The organism is Caballeronia sp. (assembly GCF_028292365.1).
GTDB lineage: Bacteria > Pseudomonadota > Gammaproteobacteria > Burkholderiales > Burkholderiaceae > Caballeronia.
The window spans coordinates 13,607-34,917 of the sequence record NZ_JAQGMM010000258.1 but is presented as its reverse complement, the minus strand read 5'-3'; the positions used below and the strand labels follow the sequence as shown (position 1 = coordinate 34,917).

18 protein-coding genes and 1 pseudogene are annotated in these 21,311 nt (G+C 60.0%); 1 reads left to right on the top strand and 18 read right to left on the bottom strand.

The genetic code is table 11. From position 1 onward, the window contains the following. Positions 1-209: pseudogene (locus JWR14_RS16370) on the bottom strand (ABC transporter ATP-binding protein/permease); the annotation flags it as partial. Between the two features lie 361 nt (positions 210-570). Between JWR14_RS16370 and JWR14_RS16365 the strand changes: the two are divergent. Further along, complete coding sequence (locus JWR14_RS16365; protein WP_299708538.1) at positions 571-1,272, top strand: potassium channel family protein; 702 nt, start codon at positions 571-573, stop codon at positions 1,270-1,272. A gap of 299 nt (positions 1,273-1,571) precedes the next feature. Here the strand turns inward: JWR14_RS16365 and JWR14_RS16360 are convergent, their stop codons facing one another. The 17 genes from JWR14_RS16360 to JWR14_RS16280 form a co-directional block, all read right to left on the bottom strand. Beyond that, positions 1,572-2,186 (bottom strand): hypothetical protein, encoded by a 615-nt coding sequence (locus JWR14_RS16360; RefSeq protein ID WP_299708537.1) that lies wholly within the window; start codon positions 2,184-2,186, stop codon positions 1,572-1,574. Positions 2,187-2,336: 150 nt separating this feature from the next. Then, on the bottom strand, positions 2,337-3,428 hold the full coding sequence (locus tag JWR14_RS16355) for a potassium channel family protein (protein WP_299708536.1): 1,092 nt from the start codon (positions 3,426-3,428) through the stop codon (positions 2,337-2,339). Between the two features lie 93 nt (positions 3,429-3,521). Then, on the bottom strand, positions 3,522-4,721 hold the full coding sequence (gene gltS / locus JWR14_RS16350) for a sodium/glutamate symporter (RefSeq protein WP_299708535.1): 1,200 nt from the start codon (positions 4,719-4,721) through the stop codon (positions 3,522-3,524). A gap of 24 nt (positions 4,722-4,745) precedes the next feature. Continuing rightward, positions 4,746-5,963, bottom strand: coding sequence for a Na+/H+ antiporter NhaA (nhaA, locus tag JWR14_RS16345; RefSeq protein WP_299708540.1), 1,218 nt, complete (start codon positions 5,961-5,963; stop codon positions 4,746-4,748). A gap of 61 nt (positions 5,964-6,024) precedes the next feature. Next, the gene (locus tag JWR14_RS16340; RefSeq protein ID WP_299708533.1) at positions 6,025-7,200 is read right to left on the bottom strand and encodes a monovalent cation:proton antiporter-2 (CPA2) family protein; all 1,176 of its coding nucleotides are present in this window, start codon (positions 7,198-7,200) and stop codon (positions 6,025-6,027) included. A gap of 16 nt (positions 7,201-7,216) precedes the next feature. Next, entirely contained in the window at positions 7,217-7,804 is a 588-nt protein-coding gene (locus tag JWR14_RS16335; RefSeq protein WP_299708531.1) for a PqiC family protein, read from the bottom strand. Then, on the bottom strand, positions 7,801-9,429 hold the full coding sequence (locus tag JWR14_RS16330; protein ID WP_299708529.1) for an MlaD family protein: 1,629 nt from the start codon (positions 9,427-9,429) through the stop codon (positions 7,801-7,803). The genes JWR14_RS16335 and JWR14_RS16330 overlap by 4 nt, the downstream gene beginning before the upstream one ends. Next, on the bottom strand, positions 9,422-10,687 hold the full coding sequence (locus tag JWR14_RS16325; RefSeq protein ID WP_299708527.1) for a paraquat-inducible protein A: 1,266 nt from the start codon (positions 10,685-10,687) through the stop codon (positions 9,422-9,424). Before JWR14_RS16325 ends, JWR14_RS16330 begins: the two co-directional genes overlap by 8 nt. Further along, positions 10,684-12,162 (bottom strand): efflux transporter outer membrane subunit, encoded by a 1,479-nt coding sequence (locus JWR14_RS16320; protein ID WP_299708525.1) that lies wholly within the window; start codon positions 12,160-12,162, stop codon positions 10,684-10,686. Before JWR14_RS16320 ends, JWR14_RS16325 begins: the two co-directional genes overlap by 4 nt. A gap of 1 nt (position 12,163) precedes the next feature. Next, complete coding sequence (locus JWR14_RS16315; RefSeq protein ID WP_299708523.1) at positions 12,164-15,400, bottom strand: multidrug efflux RND transporter permease subunit; 3,237 nt, start codon at positions 15,398-15,400, stop codon at positions 12,164-12,166. A 13-nt stretch (positions 15,401-15,413) separates the two neighbouring features. Continuing rightward, entirely contained in the window at positions 15,414-16,601 is a 1,188-nt protein-coding gene (locus tag JWR14_RS16310; RefSeq protein WP_299708539.1) for an efflux RND transporter periplasmic adaptor subunit, read from the bottom strand. Positions 16,602-16,759: 158 nt separating this feature from the next. After that, positions 16,760-17,158 carry a hypothetical protein gene (locus JWR14_RS16305; RefSeq protein WP_299708521.1) on the bottom strand — a complete coding sequence of 133 codons (399 nt, stop codon included), beginning with the start codon at positions 17,156-17,158 and terminating at the stop codon, positions 16,760-16,762. A 32-nt stretch (positions 17,159-17,190) separates the two neighbouring features. Continuing rightward, positions 17,191-17,667 (bottom strand): YMGG-like glycine zipper-containing protein, encoded by a 477-nt coding sequence (locus tag JWR14_RS16300; protein ID WP_299708519.1) that lies wholly within the window; start codon positions 17,665-17,667, stop codon positions 17,191-17,193. Positions 17,668-17,833: 166 nt separating this feature from the next. After that, entirely contained in the window at positions 17,834-18,391 is a 558-nt protein-coding gene (locus JWR14_RS16295) for a lipid-binding SYLF domain-containing protein (protein ID WP_299708517.1), read from the bottom strand. A 154-nt stretch (positions 18,392-18,545) separates the two neighbouring features. Then, entirely contained in the window at positions 18,546-18,929 is a 384-nt protein-coding gene (locus JWR14_RS16290) for a response regulator (RefSeq protein WP_299708515.1), read from the bottom strand. 157 nt (positions 18,930-19,086) lie between these two features. Further along, positions 19,087-19,728, bottom strand: a complete 642-nt coding sequence (locus tag JWR14_RS16285; RefSeq protein WP_299708513.1) for a response regulator — start codon at positions 19,726-19,728, stop codon at positions 19,087-19,089. Next, a complete protein-coding gene (locus JWR14_RS16280) occupies positions 19,725-21,236 on the bottom strand; it encodes an ATP-binding protein (protein ID WP_299708511.1) in 1,512 nt (503 codons plus the stop codon). The genes JWR14_RS16285 and JWR14_RS16280 overlap by 4 nt, the downstream gene beginning before the upstream one ends. Between the last annotated feature and the right edge of the window lie 75 nt (positions 21,237-21,311).

Below are 21,311 nucleotides of genomic sequence, written 5' to 3'. Positions count from 1 at the left end.
CCCTTGCTTTCCAGTGCATCGTAGAACTCACGGTTCCATGTGTTCAGCCGGGCATTGACGCCTACCAGTAGCAAGTCCATTGCGATAATCGCGATCAGCAATCCCCAGGCGGCTCCGAATTCCCTGGAGACCCAGTATGGTCTGATAAGACTCCACGCCGAGACACGGTCGGGTTGCCCAGATGCAGCGTCGGACGATTGGTTGCTCATGAGCCTCCCTTAACGCACGGCGATCGCGACCGAGGACACGGGCGATTGTCCAATACGACCCTGTACGGCGGTCTTGCCGCGGCGTATGCGCGCACACAGCCAACCTACTGTCGATGTCCGTTAATAATGCTATCGATACTCATCGGAACGCGAAGGGTTCCCGTTATTTCACTAAGATAGTGCCAAGGGCCTCGCCGCTTGCGTTTTGAATAGTTCGCTTCGGGCGCTCACGAGCCCGCTGCACGACACTACGCTCGGGTTACACAGGCTATCGCGCGAGCGCAGGCATTGGCAGCCATTCAATGGCGCCTGGAAGCAGGCACTGATTGTCGTTTGACTCACAAAGCAGGAGCGAAGCGAAATGGCATACGGGCAACGGTGGCATGATCGCAACGTACAACTGCGCATCGGCAGCATGGTGTTGCTCCTCGTTCTGCTCGCGCTTAATGTGTTCGTCGTGCCCTTTACTCTCGCGCCGGATAGCGCCTTCGCGCGAATAGTAAGAGACGTGCTTCTCTCAATGATTCTCCTGAGCGGGGTGGCGACGGTCTCGGACCACCATCGGCTGTTCGTGGCAATCGCGCTGGTCGCAGGCGTGGCGATCCTGGTACGCTGGACAGGATGGCTTTATCCACCGGGAAAGACGCCCGGACTACTTGACGAAACCGCGCTCTTTTCGCTCGGCATTCTTTGCGTGGTCATAGGGATCAAGGTGTTCAGCCCGGGCACCGTGACCTTTGACCGGATCGTTGGGGCAATCGTGCTTTACGTGTTGATCGGGGTCGTCTGGGCGGAGGCCTATCAACTCATCAGCATCCGCGTACCGGGTGCTTATGCCGGAATTGCGCATGACAGTAGCTCGATCGATCGTTCGTCGTGGATCTACTTCAGCTTTGTCACGCTGACGACCGTGGGATACGGCGACATCACGCCAGTCGCTCATGCAGCGAGGTCGCTTGCGATACTCGAGGCCCTGATCGGACAGCTGTATCCGGCGATCGTGCTCGCGCGCCTGGTGTCACTTCATGTAGCGGGCAGCGGCTCTGGTTCGAACCAGGCTTGACGTCGAAAGCCCTTTCAGGCGCTGGTGGATCGTCCACTTGATCGCTCGATTTTCGCGCACCCGCGGTATGCACGGCCGCTGATGGTGCTGTACGTTGGCTTCGCGAAAGCTTGCGCGACCACGGTCGTCATGCTCGATCGCGCTTTGGCCGACTATGGGCCGGAGGCCTGTAGGCACCCTGCCCGTACAGCATCCGGGCACCGTAGGCGTGGTGCTGCCCTGCAGGCCGCAGCCGTCGGAATGCCCGAGATCCGGGTCTCGTGGACGTGACTGGTGAAATGGCTTGCGACCCGCCACCTTTACTTCAATGCAGTTTCGCCTCGCGTCACTTTCACAGCAGTGGCGGTGATATATACCGCGCGAACACTGTCGCCTACCTTCAGGTCCGCAAGCGAAACGTCAGGTCCCGCTTTCACCGTGCCAGTCCTGAGCGGCCCCCTGAGCGTGATGAGGCGTCTTTTCACATCCACCTTCTCGATCGTTGCCAGAACCTGCACTGACTGTGCGGATGCGGCGACGCCGCCGGAGGCCGGAAGAATCTCCGTGGAGTCGATGCGCTCGCGGATGCCATTCGATTTCACCTTGTCAGCATGGATCAGGAAAGACTCGTGATAGGCAATGTCCACCGTGTCACCGATTCGCAATTTTTTGATGTCGCCTACCTCCGGGCTGACCGTGACTTCGAAGGTCCGTCCGCCTTGACCGCGCAACGTGGCGGTCAGGGACGCAGCGTCGATGCCAATGACCGTAGCCTTCGTTTGAATGAGCGCCGCAACGCCAGCGGTGTCCGGGCCCGTGCCGGTAACGATCTTTACATCCTGAGCCGACGCGCGCCCGGCTAGCGTCGCAGACGCTGCCAACGCGAGAAACAAGGTACTGCCAAGCGCGAGACGGCGAGCAAGGTTTGTATGCATATCAGCCCCTGGAAATGAGATTGATCAGGCGAAGGTTGATCGGACGTGGACTACTTCGCCCGAACCAAGCTTAATTTCAGTCAGCGTGACTTGCTATTGGACTTTGGTCCCATAGCGATAGCGCACAGGTGCGCCTCACTGACAACAAGGTCATGCCTGTTCAGCACGCCGGGATCGATTGGACTCCATCACAATCAGTATGTCGCCGCCCTCTATCGTGCGCGGTGGTTCATCATAGAAAGAGAACATCCGGCCTTCGTGGACCAGTGCGACGACGAGCAAACCGGTAATCTCGTTCGACGAGCGCCCGACTTCTTCGGGTTTGGCGGACCGCTCGAGGAGATTGACGCGTCCTCGCGCCGAGAGCAGGTCGTTGACGAGCGGAACGATGTAGCGGCTTTCCACCGCATCGGCAAGCAGCAGGCCACCAATCTTGGTTGACGAGACGATCACATCCGCCCCCGCCTGCCGCAGTTGTCGTTGAAACAGATGTTCCCGGATGCGCACGACAATCTTCGTGTCCGGCGCAATGCTCCGGATACTCAGGGTAAGCAGAATAGCGGTCGCATCATCCGCCACCGTGACGATGACGGCCTTTGCATGGCGCACTTTTGCCTGCTGCAAGATGTCCTCACGCGACGGGTCGCCGAGCAAACCCGCCACGCCAAGAGCCGTGGCGTTTTCGAGCGCCGCTTGTTGAGGGTCGATGACGATGATCGAATCGGGATCAAAGCCGCTTTCCAGCAGTTCGCGCACTGCAACTGAGCCGCTAAGCCCAAAGCCGCATACGACAACGTGGTCCTGCAGCCGCTTTTGCAAGCGTTTCATGCGAACCTCCTCAATAGCGCGCTGGATGACGAATTGATAGGCTGTTCCAAGAAAGACAAACCAGATGACGATCCGGATCGGGACGACGACAAAAGCGTCGATCAGGCGCGCGCGCGCCGTGACGGGCACGATGTCGCCGTATCCTACCGTCGCCACGGTGACCATCGTGAAGTACATCAGATCGATCACGCCGAGCGTTTCCTTGGTCGCATCGTGCAAGCCCTTGCGGTCGAGATACAGCACGGCGAAGGCGAGTACGCACAAACCGACCACTACACCCAGGCGGATCAACAGAACCCGTCGGGGCGGTGCGGCCGGACGCGTGAACAACGTCCGTGTACGCGGCGCATGCCAGTGCGAACGCTTAAGCCGTGAGAACCGTAACCGGTACGACCTTCCGCGTTCGAAGCGCATGCGGGTCTCCTTGGGACAACGATCACGCTCGCCACAACCATGGCCCCGTGCCCGGCGAGCGGTTCTCCTGCGCGACTATATGGTGCGCTGTCACTACCCGTAGATGGGCAACAACAGGAACAGCTTGATCACGATTGCATTGGCAATGTCGATAAAAAATGCGCCTACCATAGGCACTATCAGGAACGCCAGATGAGACGGACCGAAGCGGTCCGTGATCGCCTGCATGTTGGCGATCGCCGTTGGCGTGGCGCCCAGGCCAAATCCGCAATGCCCCGCGGCAAGTACCGCCGCATCGTAGTTGCGCCCCATCACCCGGAACGTGACGAAGATCGCGTAGAACGCCATCGCCAGCGCCTGTATGAACAGGATGCCGAGTAAAGGCAATGCCAGGGTGGTGAGGTCCCACAATCGCAGGCTCATCAATGCAATGGCAAGGAACAGCCCGAGACTCACATTGCCGAGCAGTGACACTTCAGCTTCGAAGACCCGATAGTGTCCGGACATCGCCAGTCCGTTTCGAAGGACCACGCCGACGAACAGGACACAGACAAATGCCGGCAGCTCAAACGCCGTTCCGTTAAGGCCCGACTCCAGCGTGGAGCCGACCGCGAGGCATACGGCGATCAGCGCAACGGTTTCGATGAGCGCGTCCGCTGTGATCGGGCGGACAGCCTTGGGCTGTTCGAACCCGGTCATGTCCGTCCCACTGGGTTCTGTCCTGGCAGCAAGGCCGTGGCGCGTGATGAGGAAGTGCGCGACCGGTCCGCCGACCAGACCGCCAAGTATCAAACCGAAGGTGGCACAGGCAATGGCAATTTCTGTCGCTGATGCTATCCCGTGCCGTTCGGAGAATACCTTCGCCCACGCTGCACCGGTGCCGTGGCCTCCCGATAGCGTGACCGAGCCTCCCAGCAAGCCGACCAGACGATCCTGCCCCAGCGCCCATGCGAGCCCGATGCCAAGCACGTTTTGCATCACAAGCAAACCGACCACCACGCCAAGGAATACAGCAAGCGAACGCCCGCCCGCTTTCAAGCCGGCCAGATCGGCGTTGAGTCCGATGGTCGCAAAAAACGTCAACATCAGCGGCGTCTGGAGCGTTGTATCGAATCGGAGTTCGACGTGCAGGGTGCTGCGCGCCACCAGTACTAATACGGCGACGAGCAGTCCGCCGACCACGGGTTCAGGGATGCTGTAGGTTCGCAGGAAAGAAACACGGGCAATGATCTTTCTCCCGAGCAGGAGAACCAGGGACGCAACCATCAGCGTTTCCAGCGTGTTCAGCGCCACAGTTCTGTTCTCCCGTTCATGAGACTAGTCAGCGCCGGGCAATGGGCTTGTTCCAGGCCGAGCCGATGCGAACCTGAGCAGCAGATAGCCGGTCACACCGGATAGCGTCGAGCCGACTATCACACCCAGACGCAGCGGCGTGAAATATTCCGGGCCTTCGAATGCGAGCGAACCGATGAACAAGCTCATGGTGAAGCCCACGCCACACAATGCGCCGACCCCGATCAACTGGCTCCAGCTGGCGCCATCGGGAAGTTTGGCCGCGCCCATCCGGATCAGGATTGCGCTCGCGCCGCAGACGCCCACCAGCTTGCCGACAAACAGGCCGATGGCGATGCCGAGCGGCAATGGCTCCGCAAGGACACCCAGGGTCACGCCAGCGAACGAAACACCCGCATTGGCAAAAGCGAAAAGCGGCAAGATGCCGAAGGCGACCCAGGGATGGAGGGTATGTTCAAGCCGATGCAGCGGTGCATGCCCCGCGTTATCAACCGTCTTCAAGGGCACGGCAAACGCAATGGCCACGCCCGCCAGCGTCGCGTGTACACCCGACTTGAGGACGAATACCCACAGGAACACGCCAACGATGATGTAGGGCGCAATGCGTGTGACCTTCAGCCGGTTCAGGGCTATCAGCACCGCAATGGCCCCTGCGGCCAGATACAGCATCGTGACGGAAAGCTCGGCGGTGTAGAAGAGCGCAATGATGACGATCGCGCCCAGGTCGTCGGCTATCGCTACCGCGGTCAGGAAAATTTTCAGCGAGACCGGAACCCGCTTGCCGAGCAACGACAGGACACCGAGCGCAAAAGCAATGTCGGTGGCGGTGGGAATGGCCCAGCCGCTCAGTGCCGGTCCATCATTGCGGTTCAAGAACACGTAGATCAACGCCGGCGTGATCATGCCGCCCAAGCCGGCAACGACCGGCAGCACCACCTGCGCGGGCGTCGAAAGCTCACCCTCGATCACTTCACGCTTGACCTCCAGCCCGACGAGCAGAAAGAAGATGGCCATCAGGCCGTCGTTGATCCACAAGAGCAGCGGCTTCGCGATAGCGAACGATCCAAAGCGCGCCTCGACTGGAATATTTAACAGGGCGTCGTAGGCCGAGCGAAGCGCCGTGTTGCTGCACATCAACGCGAGTACGGCAGCGGCGACAAGCAGCAGTCCACCGGCCGACTCGAGCTTCAGGAACTCGGCCATGCCGTCGGCCGCCTTTCGAAACGTGCTGGTGATCACGATGCGTGGTCCGCCTTTATGCGTCAAGCTGTTATGCCAACCGAGGGGCGGACGTAGCTTCGCCCTAAGTCGTCAGATCTTCGCTGGAACGCGACGCTCGAAATCGCTGATGCGCAAGCAAAAGCAGCGGCGTCGTGACCATCGACAACGTGACGACCAACGTGACAAGCGAAGACAGGCGCTGATCGATCACGCGCGCAGCCAGCGAGGCCGCCAGCACGACGAACGCGAACTCTCCGCCTTGCGACAACAGCAATGCAAAATACGCGCGTTGCCCGGTCGGCACGTTGAACCTGCCCGCCAGGCACCACAACGCCACCGCCTTGATGCCAACGAGCGCGACGACCAGCGCAACGACGCGTCCGGGTTCGCGCGCCAATACCCCGAAGTCGATCGACATCCCCACCGCGATGAAGAAAAGACCCAGAAGCAGTCCCTTGAAGGGCGCAATATCGGTTTCCACCTCGTGACGGAATTCGGAGTCCGCGAGCAGCATGCCCGCAACGAATGCACCCAATGACATGGACAGCCCGACGCCTTGCATGAGCAAGGCGACCCCTACCACCCAGAGCAGTGCGAACGCGGTCAGCATTTCCGGCACACCGGTGCGCGCGACCGCCCGAAGGACAAAGCGCAGCAGGAAGTGCCCCGCCAGAACGATGGCGGCGAGCATCGCCAGCGCTTTCAGGGAGACCAGCCAGCCGGGATCGGCTGCGTCGTTGGCGACCGTAGGCCCAAGCAGCGGCAGTAGCGCAATCAGCGGAATGGCCGCCATGTCCTGGAACAGCAGTATGCCGAAGCCAGCCCTTCCCGCTGGCGTCTCCATGAGGTGGCGCGCCTGAAGCTCGGCGATGACCATCGCCGTCGACGACAAAGCCAACGCAAGGCCGCCTGTCAGCGCAATGCGCCACGGCGTGCCCAACAGCAGGAAAACGGCGGTCAGCACAAACGCGCACAGCGCCATCTGGCCGCCGCCATAGCCGAAGATGGTGTGGCGGATCGCCCATAGCTTGTCGATCCGCATTTCCAGGCCGATCACGAACATCATCAATACGATGCCCAATTCCGCGAAGTGGAGGATGGCGTCGACGTCAGTGACAAGTTTCAGCACCCAAGGGCCGATAGCCACGCCCGCGAGCAGGTAACCGAGCACGGCGCCAAAGCCCAGCCGGACCGATAGCGGCACCGCGATCAGCGCCGCAGCGAGAAAGATCACCACGTCGACCAGCATCTGCTCCATCGCGATGGCCGCCGTTTCAGGGTTGAAGGTTCGAGCGGATCGCCGTGGCGATATCAGCGCTTACGGCCGCAAGCGCCCGGCTATGCGCGGCTACGAGTGCATCGTCGCCTGCACCGCTGGTCGGCTCACGGACGAGCCTGTAACCGCTCGCCGACTTCCCCTTCGGTGTCCGCACGGACCACAGCACAGCGATCGACGCTGAATCGCCCGGCACCGATTCGAAGCTCTGGATATCCAGCGACACCAGGAAGGTCATCGCCAGATCGGCATTTTGCGGACTTCCGGATACCAGTGCCCCGGGGAATTGCAACGCCAGGTCTGTGGTCAGGACCCGGCGCACCTGGCTCTTGAGCGGATCCGCCCAACGCGCAAACTCGTCAATGGAGACCGTTGTTGCGTCGACTCTCGTTACCAGTTGCGGGCGATCGACGAGGTCCGGCACGCTGACGTTGCCGATCGTGATGGCAACGGCGATGGGCGAGCGCGCGTCCGGGTGCGCCTGCGGCGTCTGTGGCGTCAGCGTGTAGAAGGTGGCCTTCGGTGTACTGGCACATCCGCTGATGAACAACAGCGTCGCCAGCATGAATCGGAGCGCATTATTCATTTTTTATCCTCCGTCTTGCCGCGAATCAGCGCTTCGGGATGCCGTTCGAGATAGTCGGCGAGCGCGCGGAAGGACGCCGCGGTGCGCGACAGCTCCCGCATCGTGTCGACCGTGCTTTGCGCCAGCGCTGAGTCGGGTTGCAGTGTGCTGTTGGCGGACACGAGCGCATCGTGGGCGGCCGCCAGCGTGGCACGCGCTTCGGGCGCCACTTGTGTATTGAGCGTAGTCAGCAAGGCCGATGCATCGCCCAAGGTCTTGCGCAGGTCCTGGCCGATACCTTCGAACGGTATTTTGTTGAGCTTGGCGACCAGACTGGTGATCGAATCCTGCAGCCCCTGCAGATTGCCCGGCACGGTCGGCAATTCGGGCGGGCTCCTGCTCCAGTCGATGGTCGCTTTGGGCGCGGCAGGGAAAAAGTCGACGGACACATAGAGCTGACCCGTCAACAGGCTGCCGGTTTTCAGTTGACCGCGCAGTCCGTGCGCGACCAGGTAGTTAGTAAAGGCCTGCCGATCCGTAGCAATGCGTCCACCGCCGCCGCCCTTCTCGAAGCGCGACGTGAAGCGCCCTGGAAAGAGGCGCAGCTCGACCGGAATACTGAACTCCTTTGTCACCTTGTCAAAGCGCGTATAGATCGCAGAGACTTCGCCCACCACGATGCCGCGGAAATCCACCGGCGCGCCGACCGTCAAGCCGCGCACCGATTCCTTGAAGTTCATCACATAAGTGTCGACGATGGTGTCATGCCGCTTCATGGCCTCAGCCCGTTCTTCGAACAGCGTGAATTCGCTGTGCGCAGCGGCTTCCGTCTTATCAACCGTATCGGGAGGGCTTTGAAACGCCAACCCGCCAATCAGGATCGACACGAGCGACTCCGTGTTGACCTTGACGCCAGTCGTATCGAGCGTGACGTCGACGCCGCTTGCGTGCCAGAAGCGGGTGTCGTTGGTCACGTATTTATCGTACGGGGCGTTGACGAAGACATGCAGCGTCATGCCTTCGCCGTCGGGGTCAAGCGCATAGGAAGTAACCTGGCCGACCTGCAGTCGCCGGAAGAATATGGGTGAGCCCACATCGAGCGAGCCCATGTTCTCGCTCTTGAGTATGAACTCGCGGCCGGCCACGCCGGATGCGAATACGGGCGGCGACTCGAGGCCGACGAAATCAGTGCGTTTCTCTGTCTTCGTGCCGATGTCCACACCCACGTACGAGCCCGACAACAGTGTACCGATGCCGGACACCGTGCCACCCGAAATACGCGGGCGCACGACCCAGAAACGGGTGTCGTCCACCAGCATTTTCGAGGCGTCGCGCGACATTTCGGCCGTGGCGATCACTGACTTGTCATCCGGCGCCAGCGCGACCTTCTTGATCACGCCGACGTCCACATTCTTGAACTTGATTTTCGTCTTGCCGGCCTCCAGGCCATCGGCGTTCTGAAAGCTGATGGTGACGGTCGGACCTTTTTCGAGAATCGACTGCACGGCGAGCCAGCCACCAATCAATATCGCGATGAGCGGTACCAGCCAGATAAGCTGAACGCGCCAGCGCGAACGGCGCACCGCGACCGCCTCCGGGAAATCGGGGCTATCCGGTTCCCCGGGGGGCCCAAGTGGCTTATTCATGGTCGGGCTCCAGCGGGTCCCAGATCAGGCGTGGATCGAATGACATTGCCGAGAACATCGTGAGCACCACTACCGAGCCGAAAGCGATCGAGCCGGGGCCCGCCATGATTGTCGCGAGTGCGCTGAACTGTACGAGGGCGACCAGGATCGTGATGACGTAGATGTCGAGCATCGACCAGCGGCCGACCAGCTCCACCACGCGATAGATGCGCGTCCTTTTCTCCGGTAGCCAGCGCCAGCGAAGCTGGGCGGTCAGGACGAGGAAGATCAGCGAAATGATCTTGAGCATCGGCACGGCGATGCTCGCGACAAACACGAGCACGGCAAGCGGCCACGAGCCCGAGACCCAGAGAAACACCACGCCGCTCATGATCGTGTCCGTTTGCGCGCCGAACAATGAACTTGTGTCCATGACAGGAAGCACGTTCGCCGGGATGTACAGCACGACCGCCGCGATCACGAATGCCCAGGTGCGCGCAATGCTGCCGGGTTTCCGAAAATGCAAGGCCGAGCCGCACCGAGGACAGATCCCCTCGTGCGTACCCGCAGCGGGCTTTGACAACAGGCCGCAATCGTGACAGACGAACAGGCCCGCGCCGGCCGCCGTCGGCGCGGAGCCGCTCACCCGTCCATGAAAGGAGGAACGACGGCCCTGGGCCACGTCGATACGCGCCCAGATATCGTGAGGATCGAAGGTTGCGCCGGCAGCGGCCAGCAGCACCATCACTGTGCCGAACGCCCACAGGGAAATGCCCGGCACCACGCTCGCGATAGCAGCTAATTTGACGAGCGCGACCAGCATGCCGAGGATCAGGACCTCGATCATTCCCCACGGCGCCACGCGGCGTAGCAGACGCAGCGCGATATCGGGCCGCTTCGGCACGCGTCCCGTGCGCAGCGGCATGAGCAGATACAGCATCGCCAGCATGGCCACCAGCGGCATTAGCAGGGTCGTGACGAACACGAGGCCGGCGAGCGGCCAGACGCCGTCCAGGTAAAGGATGCGCGCGGCGCCGAAAAGCGTGGTCTCGACCAGCGTGCCATTCACCGAAAGTCCCACGATCGGGAAAGCGTTTGCGACACCGAAAAGAATGAGTGCTGCAAGCGTCAGCGCGAGCGTACGGTCGACACTGGCGGGCAGGCTTTTGTAGAGCATCGCACCGCAGCGTCTGCACCGAGCCGAGCCGCCACGGCCAAGCACCGTCTCCCGTTGCAGCAGATCACATTCATGACAGGCAATGAGGCGCATCGCTGTCATGGCGATGTCCCTTTCGGTCCGGCTGTAGAGGTGATAGGAGACAATGCGCGTCCGGTGTCACTGTAGGTGACCGCGGTCATTCCTTCAGCCTCGGTGACCCAGCCTCCGCCCATGGCCTTATACAAATCCACCGATGAAATGAAAACGGCGCCCTGTGTCTGCGCGTAGCTGAGCTGAGCGTTAAAGAGGCTACGCTCTGCATCGAGCACTTCTATATAACTCGTGTAGCCGCCTTCGTAACGCAAGCTCGCCAGGTGCGAGTAGGTGGCGAGTGCGTCCACCTGACGTCCTTGAACCACGAGTCGATCACGGCTTTTCTGCAACGACACCAGTGCGTCAGCCACCTCCTGGAAGGCGACCTGAATCGACTTCTGATAACTGAACAAGGCTTGCTGTTGCAGCGCTTCGGCTTGCTTGACTTGCCCGCTGATCGCGCCTGCCGTGAAGATCGGTACAGTCACGGCGCCCGCATAGGACCACAGGCGCGTCGGCCCCGTAAACAGCGCGGAGAACTGCCCGCTCGCAGTGCCGAACAGACCGGTCAACGATATTGAAGGGAAGTACAGCGCTCGCGCGGCGCCAATCTGTGCGTTCGCTGCGATCAGGTCTTGTTCCGCCTGACGCAAGTCCGGCCGGCGTTCCAGCAAATCGGAAGGCAAGCCCGCGGGCACGGCCGGTAACGCAAGATCGTCCAGCTCGCGATCGCGTGGAATAGCGTCGGGGTTGTGTCCGAGCAGGATCGATAACGAATCTTCCTGCTGCGCAATCTGCAGTTCGATCTGCGGGATGGTCGCCCGGGACGCCTCGTATTCCGACTGGCTCTGTGCAAGCTGCATCTGGGCAACCTGGCCGCCGGCGAAGCGTAGCTCGAAGACTTTCACCGATGCCTCGCGGCTCGCAACTGTGGCATTCGCAATCTTGAGTTGCCGGTCGAGCGACAGCAGGTTGACGTATGACGTCGCCACCGATGCCACCAGCGTCAGGATGGTGGCGCGCCGGCCTTCTTCACTCGCAAGCAGACTTGCGCGCGCGGATTCGGTCTGGCGCCGCAGCTTGCCGAAGAAGTCGATCTCCCAAGACGCCGAGAGCGTTCCCTGAAACTGGTTGAATACGGGCCCCACGCCCGCGGGCAACTGCGCTGTCCCCAACGGAATGCGCTCGCGCTCTGCATTAAAGCCCGCGCCGATCTGCGGGAATAGCTGCGAACGCGTCGTGACGAACTGCCCCAGGAATTGCTCGACGCGTGCAGCCGCTATCTTGACGTCCTTGTTGTCGGCCAGCGCGGTGGCAATCAACTGGTTTAGCGCCGGGTCTTGAAACTGCTCCCACCACGCTGTGTTGACGAGGTCCTTTGCGTCAGACTCGGCGAAGCGGAAGGTCGCCGGCGTCTCGACAACGGGGCGTTCATAATTGGGACCGAGCAGGCATCCGCCAAGCGTCAGCAAAGCCACAAGCGAGAGAATCGGCGCGCGCATGTCACTCGTCCTTGACGTTTGCGGAAGCAGCGATCGTCGGTCCGCCTGCACCTGCGAGCGGCGGTCCCGGTGGCCCCGCGAGCTGGGCGCCATCGTGCGGGTCCGGCTTCTGTTTGTCCTTGCCCTTTTTTTCCGACATCGTCTCGAGGATGTAGAAGAACATCGGAATGAAGAACACAGCGATGACGGTTGCACCGAGCATGCCGCCGATCACCCCCGTTCCGATCGAATGACGGCTATTTGCCGATGCCCCCGTCGCGATGGCCAGCGGGACGCAGCCGAGGATGAACGCGAGCGAGGTCATGACAATGGGGCGTAAGCGTTCAGTCGCGGCAGTCACGGCGGAGTCGTAGATGGATTCCCCCGACTCGCGATTGAGCACGGCGAACTCGAAGATCAGGATCGCGTTCTTGGCGGCGAGCGCGACCAGCATGGTCAGGCCGATCTGGAAGTAGACGTCGTTCTCGAGCCCTCGCAAAAGGATTGCGAGCAGCGCGCCAAAGAGTGCGAAAGGCACCGCCATCAATACGCCGACCGGCAAGCTCCACTTCTCATACTGAGCGGCCAGGATCAGGAACACCATGATCAGGCCGAACACGAACACGAGTGCTGACGTACTGCCCGCCTGTTGCGCTTCGTAAGCTTCTCCGCTCCAGCCAATGGCATAGTCGGACGGCATCACCTGGGCACCTATCTCGGAGAGCGCCGCAAGGACCTGGCCCGTGCTATATCCCACCGCCGGATTCGCGGTGATTTTCACGGCAGGGAAATTATTGAAGCGCGTCACCAGGTCGGGGCCCGTAACAAACTGCGTGGTCACCACGGCCTTAAGCGGGACCATGCTGCCGGTTTTGCTGCGCACGTAGATCTGGTCAAGATCCTGAGGCTTGAGACGGTACGACGGCTCCGCCTGCATGATGACCTGCCACAGGCGACTCGACCGGTTGAACTGGGAAATGTACTGCGAACCGAACATGGTCTGCATCGAGCTGTACACCTCCTCGACCGGGACACCGAGCGTTTCGGCTTTATCGCGGTCCACGTTCACGAGTAATTGTTGGGAGTCCGCATTGAATGTCGACGTGACTCGAGCCAGCTCTGGACGTCGCCTGGCCTTGGCCAGGAAGTCGTCGACGACAGCCGCAAGCTGGCTGGTATTGCCGTCCCCTTTGCTCTGAATCCACATCTCGGTGCCGCCGGTCGTGCCGAGTCCGGGAATGGACGGCGGATTGACAGGCAGGATAATGCCCTCCTTCACCTTGGAGAGATTCTCGTAGGCACCGATCAACACTGCACGCGCGTTCTGTGTCTTGATGTTGGCCCACTTATAGCGTTCGTCGAAACTCTTGAAGCCAACAAAAAATGCCGCGGCGTTGTTCTTGTTCTGGCTATCGAGCAGACTGAAACCATCAATGACCGTTATGCTGCCGACCGCCGGCTGCTTCATGAAATAGTCGGTGACGTGCCGAGTGACGTCGCCGGTACGGTCAAGGCTGGCAGCGTCCGGCATGATGACGGCGCCCAGCAGGTAACCCTGGTCCTCCGGCGGCAGGAAGGACGTAGGAATGGACTTTCCCATCAGGACAGCGACCGCGATCATCCCTGCGAATAAAAGCAAGGCGACCACGAAGCGCTTGATGACCAGTTGCACGACGCGCGTATAACCGGAAGTCATCTTGCCGAAGCCGTTGTCGAACCATCTGAAAAAAGCGGGTTTCTTGTCATGTCCCGGTCTGAGCAGCAATGCCGCGAGCGCCGGCGAGAGCGTCAGCGCGACCAGCCCCGAGAAGACGACGGAGATTGCAATCGTGATCGCGAATTGTTTGTAGAGCTGGCCAGTTATGCCGCCCAGGAACGCGACCGGCACGAACACCGCGCATAGCACCAGGACAATCGCGACCACCGGTCCCGACACCTCGTCCATGGCGCGTTTGGCCGCATCCTTCGGGCTGAGTTTATGAACGTTCATATTCCGCTCGACGTTCTCGATCACGACAATGGCGTCATCCACCACAATGCCGATGGCGAGCACCATGCCGAACAAGGTCAGCATGTTGATCGAGAAGCCGAGCGCAAGCATGCCCATGAAGGTGCCGAAGATCGACACGGGCACCGCCAGCACCGGAATGAGCGTGGCGCGAAAGCTCTGCAGGAAGGCATAGACGACGATCACCACCAGAACCAGCGCTTCGAAGAACGTGTAGACAACGTCCGAGATCGACGCGCGGGTGAACTCGGTGGTGTCGAGCGCGATGTCATATTCCAGTCCCTCGGGAAACGACTTTTTCATCTGGTCGAGCGCTGCCCGGACCTGCTTGGAAACGTCGAGTGCATTGGCGCCAGGCTGCTGATACACCGCGATCACGGTCGCCGGCTTACCCTGAAACTTGCTTCGGATCGAATAGTCTTTCTGTCCGAGCTGTGCGCGTCCAACGTCGCGCAGACGCACGATGGCGGCGTCGCCGCTCGCGGCGCGAATAATGATGTTGTCGAACTGGCTCGGGTCGGTCAGGCGGCCCGTGGTCGTCACCGCGAACGACTGTTCAACCGGCGTGCCCGTGGGCGACTGGCCGATGCTGCCGACCGCGAACTGCTGATTCTGGTTCGCCACGGCTCTTTGGACATCTGACGCGGTGATGCCGAGCTGGGCCATACGGTCTGGTTTCAGCCAGATTCGCATCGCGTAGTCGGGCGTGCCGAAAATGCTCGACTGGTTAGCGCCGGGTACGCGCTTGATCGCATCGAGAACATAGATGTTCGTGTAGTTGGCAATGTAAGTCGGATCGTAGCGATTACTGGGTGAGTAGACCGCAATCACCATCATGAAAGCCGACGACTTTTTCTGGACCTGGATACCTTGTGACTGCACCGACGAAGGCAGTTGTGCCAGTGCAAGGTTGACGCGGTTTTGAACATCGACTTGTGCGAGCGCCGGGTTCGTGCCGATATTGAAGAACACGTTGAGCGTGAAGTTACCCGTCGATGAACTCGACGAGTTCATATAGATCATGTTGTCGGCGCCATTGACCTGCTGCTCGATGGGCGCGGCAACGTTGTTCGCGACGACATCGGCGGTCGCACCGGGGTAACTGGCCGAGATGGTTATCTGAGGCGGTGTTATATCGGGATACTGAGCGATAGGCAAGCTCAGCATCGCGAGCGCGCCGCCCAGCGTGATGATGATCGAGATGACAGACGCGAAGATCGGCCGGTCAATGCAAAAGTGGGAAAGGTTCATTTCGCCAATCCGCTCAGTTCGCTGCGTTATTGTCGGACTTGCCTTGTGCGAGGCGTTGCATGACCGCCTCGTTGCTGACGGCGGCGCCTGGCGCGCCCGGTTGCGTGGTCGATTGTGCCGCCGGCGCTTCCGTGATCTTCAAGGGGGTGTCCGCTGCGACACGAATGGCGCCGTCCACAACCACGCGCTCACCGACCCTGAGGCCGTCCGTGATGAACCAGTCATCGCCGTGCCAGTTACCCACCTCCACAACACGCTCATGCGCTTTCGAGTCGCCGTCCACTACCCAGACAAAATGGCTCTTGGCACCCTGCAGGACCGCGCGTTGCGGAACCAGGATGGCATCGGGGCGTGTCGCGCCGGACACCCTCGCCCGAACGAACTGCCCGGGCCGCAGACTGCCTTGCGGATTGGCGAACGAGGCCCGCACGAGGAAGGTCCCGGTTTGCGAACTGAATGCCGGATTTGCAAAATTAATGCGCCCGCGAGTGGGGTACACCGTGCCATCGGCCAATATCACCGTCACTACAAAATTGTTGTCTTGCGGAAAACGCAGCCGCTTTTTTTCGATTTGATCGCGGTAACCCAGCAGCTCGTTTTCGGAAACGCTGAAGTTCACCCACATCGGGTCGAGCTGATAGATCGTGGTCAGCAAACCCGACGCGGACGCGGTGACAAAACTTCCGTCCTGTTGTTTCGCGAAGCTGGAAAGACCCGCGAGCGGCGACTTGATGGTCGTGTAACTCAGGTTCAACTCCGCGGTTGTGACCTGGCCTTTGGCGGCAATCACTGCTGCCTCGGCTTCTTTCTCGCTGCCGATGGCGTCATCGCGGTCTTTTTCGCTCAGTGCGTTCTGTTTGACAAGCGGAAGCACGCGATTAAGATTGGCCTTCGCCACGGTCAGGCGCGCCTGCTGTTGCGCAAGCTGGCCCCGTGCCGACTGCAGCGTGGCTTCGAATGGTTTTGCGTCCATCAGGAACAGGGTCTGGCCGGCTTTTACCGGCTGACCTTCTGTGTAGACACGCTTGTCCAGGAACCCGTCCACGCGTGCGCGGATCTCGACCTCGCGCGAGCTTTCAGTCTGGGCGGTAAATTCAAAGTCGACGGGTGTGTCGCGTTGAGTGACCGTCATGACGCTGACCTCAGTGACCTGCCGCGGCAGCTCGTTCACCGGCTTGCTGCAAGCGGCGAGCAACACCATGGCCGACGCGCCATACGACAGGCGTCGCGTCCAGCGATCACGGGTACGGTTCATTTCAAATGCGTTGATTCGCACCGATGACATCACCATGTGAGTCTCCCATTGGGCAACCGGCTCCCGGATAAAAAACGCCACGCAAAGTCCGGGCTACCGGATTGCTACGCCGCGGTACAGTTGCCAAAAACGATATAGGCTTCCTCGCGATTCAAGAGCGAGACGGTCATTGATCCGTCGGTCTTGTCGATGACGATGGTCCAGGCGTAGCCAAGCTCGGTGCCCTGCAAGAGCAACTGGTCAGCTCCCTTGTCGACGAAACGGATCTGGGCGGTGCGTTTGGGACCGGCGATCGTCTGGCCCGCGAAGTCGATGCGCATGAACTGCGGCATCCCGATGAAGTCGGGGAGTCCCCGAAGGCAGGTCTCACCGGGATCGCACGCATGCGCGTCAACGGTCGCGCAGATCAGCGGCTTGCTGCCGTCGAAATCTGCGGCGCCCGCTTCTGAACCAATCGCGAGCAGCGCGAATGCTGCAGCACAAGGTAATAACTTGGATTTCATCGTTGGTCTCCGGTATGCGCCCTGAGCGTCCCCTACTGAATCGAGTAGCCACGTCCCGTCATACACGCTCCAACGGCCCGGTTGTAAGTGGACATCTCCTGGGAGACCTGCTGCTGGTTCGCCTGCTGTTGACTCGCTGCGGCCTCATTCATGCGGCGCTGGCGCAGACCCCCTCCGGCGGTTCCGGTCACCGCCCCAATTGCCGCGCCCTTGCCCGCATTACCCGCAATCGCCCCGATCGCTGCACCCACGGCAGCGCCCCCGACGGCCCCTTTTATTGCGCCTCCTTGCCTGGGCTGTCCGCCCTGCTGGTTTGCGCTTTGCTGTGCAATGGCAACGGGATCGACACCGGTGGTTTGCTTCGCCCACAACTGGCATTCGGCCGTGTCCGCATTTTGCTTTTGAACACTCTGTCCTCTTGCCGGATAGATGATCGGTTGCTGTGCCGCGGCTGAAAAAACGAGCCCCCATGCCGCAAAGCCGATCAAAACCTGTCGCACTCGTTGCATGGCTCGGCACCTTCTTTGAAAGTTTTAGCTTCAACCGGTCCAACGATTGCCGGCGCCCGGAAGGTGGCGCAGATCGATGCACACAAACCTCCCGAGCGATTCCCTGCGCAAGACGGTGCCTTGATACGGGCACTGCAACGGGATCCCTTCAACCTGTCAAACGACATCACTCGAATTTGACGATCCGCTGTCCTTGAACGCCGAGACCGGCCATCAAGCCCTCCTGACCGAAGATCATCGCGTAGACATCGGATTTAAGCGTCTCTGTGGTCATCGACCTCGCCACGCCGGCATCCACCACTACCACGCTCGGCCCCATGCCCACGGATAAGCCCGTACCACTGCTGACGGAACTAATCGCCGCGTCTGTCATCAGAAACAGCGCTTCCGAGTATGTCTGCCCGCCGGCCTGGAGGCCGTATGACAATCCGCGCACCCTGTAATAACCAATGATCTTTCCATCCGGACTAAACATCACGCCCTTGCCGCCTTGGGCACCTACAAGCAGACCTGCCTTGACGATACTGGGAAAGACCAGAACGGCCTTGGCCCGGTATTGAAGTTCCTGTGCACGTGGGGCATTGCTGAACAGTTGTTGCAATGCCTGGCGTGCTTGCGCGTCGAGCTCAGGATCTCCGCCATTGGCGACGGTCGGGTCTGTCGAGCAACCCACCGCGAGGAGGAAAAGAGGAATTGCCAAAAGAAGCCGAAGGGTTCTAATCATGATCAATGCTCCGTTGTAAGTGACGTCAAGAATTGCTTCATTCCAAGGCCTCATATCCTCTCGGACAGAACAATGATGCGATTGCCGCTTCGCCCGTGCTATTGGACCTTGGTCCCATAGAATTTTTCAGACCGACATCGTTTAATAACCGACATCATTTACCAGTTGTACTAATTGCTGTACGAATAGCTTTGATCAAAAGCTCGTCGTTGAAAGGCTTGCGTAGATAGGCGGTCGCCCCGGCAAGCAAAGCCTGCTCCCGAACGCCGCTTTCATCGTGTGCCGTAATAAAGACCACGGGTATGCCGCTGCCCGATATTCTCCTTTGCACTTCAAGTCCGTTCGAGCCAGGCATTTGAACGTCGAGCACAAGACACACTGGCCGATACGACGGTATGGAGTCAAACATGAGAAGAAAATCGTCACCTGTCTTGAAGGTCTCGGCCTCGAATCCGCCTGATCGGAGTAATCGCTTGATGGCGCGACTCACCGAATCGTCGTCATCCACTACGGCGACGAACGGTTTGATTTGGCTCATGGCGAATATCCCTCATGCAAACACCCTATGACTGAACGCTTTTCGTTTTCGACGTTGGTTCAGGTTAAGGTATTCGGAAGGTCAGTGGTATGGGACCTTGGTCCCATACCAGACACTGAGGGTGCGCCGGGTCACGTACGATGCGTATCCGCAGCCGTCAGGATATTGACGGCGAGGCAGAAAGCGTGGGGACTTTGTCGGTGACCCTGACGAGCTCGACCAACGAGCGGGTAGCCATTTTTTCCATGACGCGGGCCCGGTGCACTTTAATGGTCTTCTCAGCGATGCCCAATTCGCATGCCACCTGCTTGTTCATGCGTCCCTTGACCAGCAGTGTGAGAACCTGGCGCTCACGTGGCGTAAGCAGTGACATCCGCGTCCGGATTGCGTCGAGTTCCGAACGGCGCGATAGCTCGTACGATGAGCGCTGGAGCGCAAGATCGATCGCGCGCAAAAGATCCGTTTCGTTCACTGGCTTCGACAGAAAGTCGGTCGCCCCGGCTTTCATGGCGCGAACCGTCATTGCGATGTCGCCCTGTCCCGTCAAGAAGATAATTGGCATCGCTTTCCCGGCCGCATTCATTTCGCGTTGCAGCTCGAGGCCATTGATATCCGGCAGTCCCACGTCTAATACAAGACACGCCGTGCCCGCAGTACGCACGTCTGCGCTCAGGAAAGTTTGCGCGGAGCCGAAGCACGCTACAACATGACCTGCAGCGCGAATCAGCCGGCCAAGCGCCCGGCAAATCGATTCGTCATCGTCAACCACGAAAACAGTGGCAAGGCTGGACGAACTCATGGCGTCACCCTTGAAGAGGCGCTTCCTGGCGGTATGCCAATGGGCAACGTGAAGTAAAACGTAGCGCCCCGGTCATTGTTGTTTTCGGCCCAAATTCGACCGCCATGCATCTGCACTATGGACCGGCTGATTGATAACCCCAGACCGAGCCCATCTCGCTTGGACGTACAGAAAGGCGTAAATAACCTGGAAACCCTGTCGCCCGAAATGCCTGTTCCGCCATCCCGCACCGCAATACGAATCTCTCCCGAAGGATCAACCGAACTTTGGATCGAGACCACGCGCCCAGGTAACGAACAGTTTTCCATTGCATCAAAAGCATTGAGCAGCAAGTTCAGAACGACCTGTTGAAGTTGAACCCTGTCTCCCTGCACGGGGGGCAATTCGGGCGCGGCAATCACCACGACCCGGATACCGCGCACGATTGCATCGCTGTGTACAAGTACTACCACGTCCCTGATCACACTCGCCACGCTAAGGGGCGCGGTCTCGATCTCGCCTTTTTTTACAAGTGCGCGGATTCTCTTAATTACTTCACTTGCACGGTGGGTGTCCTGTACAAGATCGTGGAGTATCTCCCGCACTTCCACAAGATTGACAGGCTCCGCCGTCAAGAAACGTTGTGCCGCCTGCGCGTTACTGAGGATCGCGGTAAGCGGCTGATTTAGCTCGTGAGCGAGAGACCCGGCAAGCTCGCCCAAGGTCGAAACACGCGTGAGGTGAGCAAGTTGTTGCCGGTGACGTGCCAACTCGTTGCGCTCCGTCCGGTCCATGACGATCGACAACGAATACGCTCCGGTAGGTCCCAAAATGTGCTTGACCGATATTTCGACCGGAAACTCGACGCCGTCCTTTCGAATAGCGACGACCTCTCGCACGCTCTTCTCGCCCTCAGCATGGCGTCCTGTCGCATCGAATAGCGAGTCAGCGAAAGGCCATGGGGATTTCAATGCGTCACCCAACTTAATGGTGTTTGAACCAATCAGCTCCTCGACCGGATAGCCGAACAGTTCTCCGGCTGCAACATTCACGAAGACTATTTCTCCATTCGGATCGGCCACGATGACGGCGAGCGGCAGCAGGTCGAGCGCGCAACTAAATGGATCACCGTCGTTTAGCGGCCGCGCTTCGTTACGCCCCGGTGTGGGCGAATCTGACCAGATCTTGTCTGGATGCTTTGGCGGATCCCCGCTTAACTGAGTCCGGAGCAAACGCTGGGACTTGAATCTTCGGAAGCGCACTCGAATGAATGATCGGCCCGCTTCCCAAGGCTTCCGGAAACTGGCTGCCTGACGTAAATCGGCACATTCTGATCGCATGTTGAAAGCCGGGTCGGCGTCCATGCCGCCACCTTCGTATGCGAAGACATAGTTGTTGGGCGCCGGCTTCAACCGCTGAAGATGGCTCGCTAAATCGTTAGGTGCGCCTTCGGGTACGAGACGTCTGATCTTAACGAAGCTAAGTAGTACGATAAATATAACGGCCCCGCACACTGCGAACACGGTCATGACCTGTGCTCCCTCAGCAATATTGGGAGGCTGCGTCTGAACCCAGGCGCAGCCGGCGCTTAAGCGTGGCCTCTA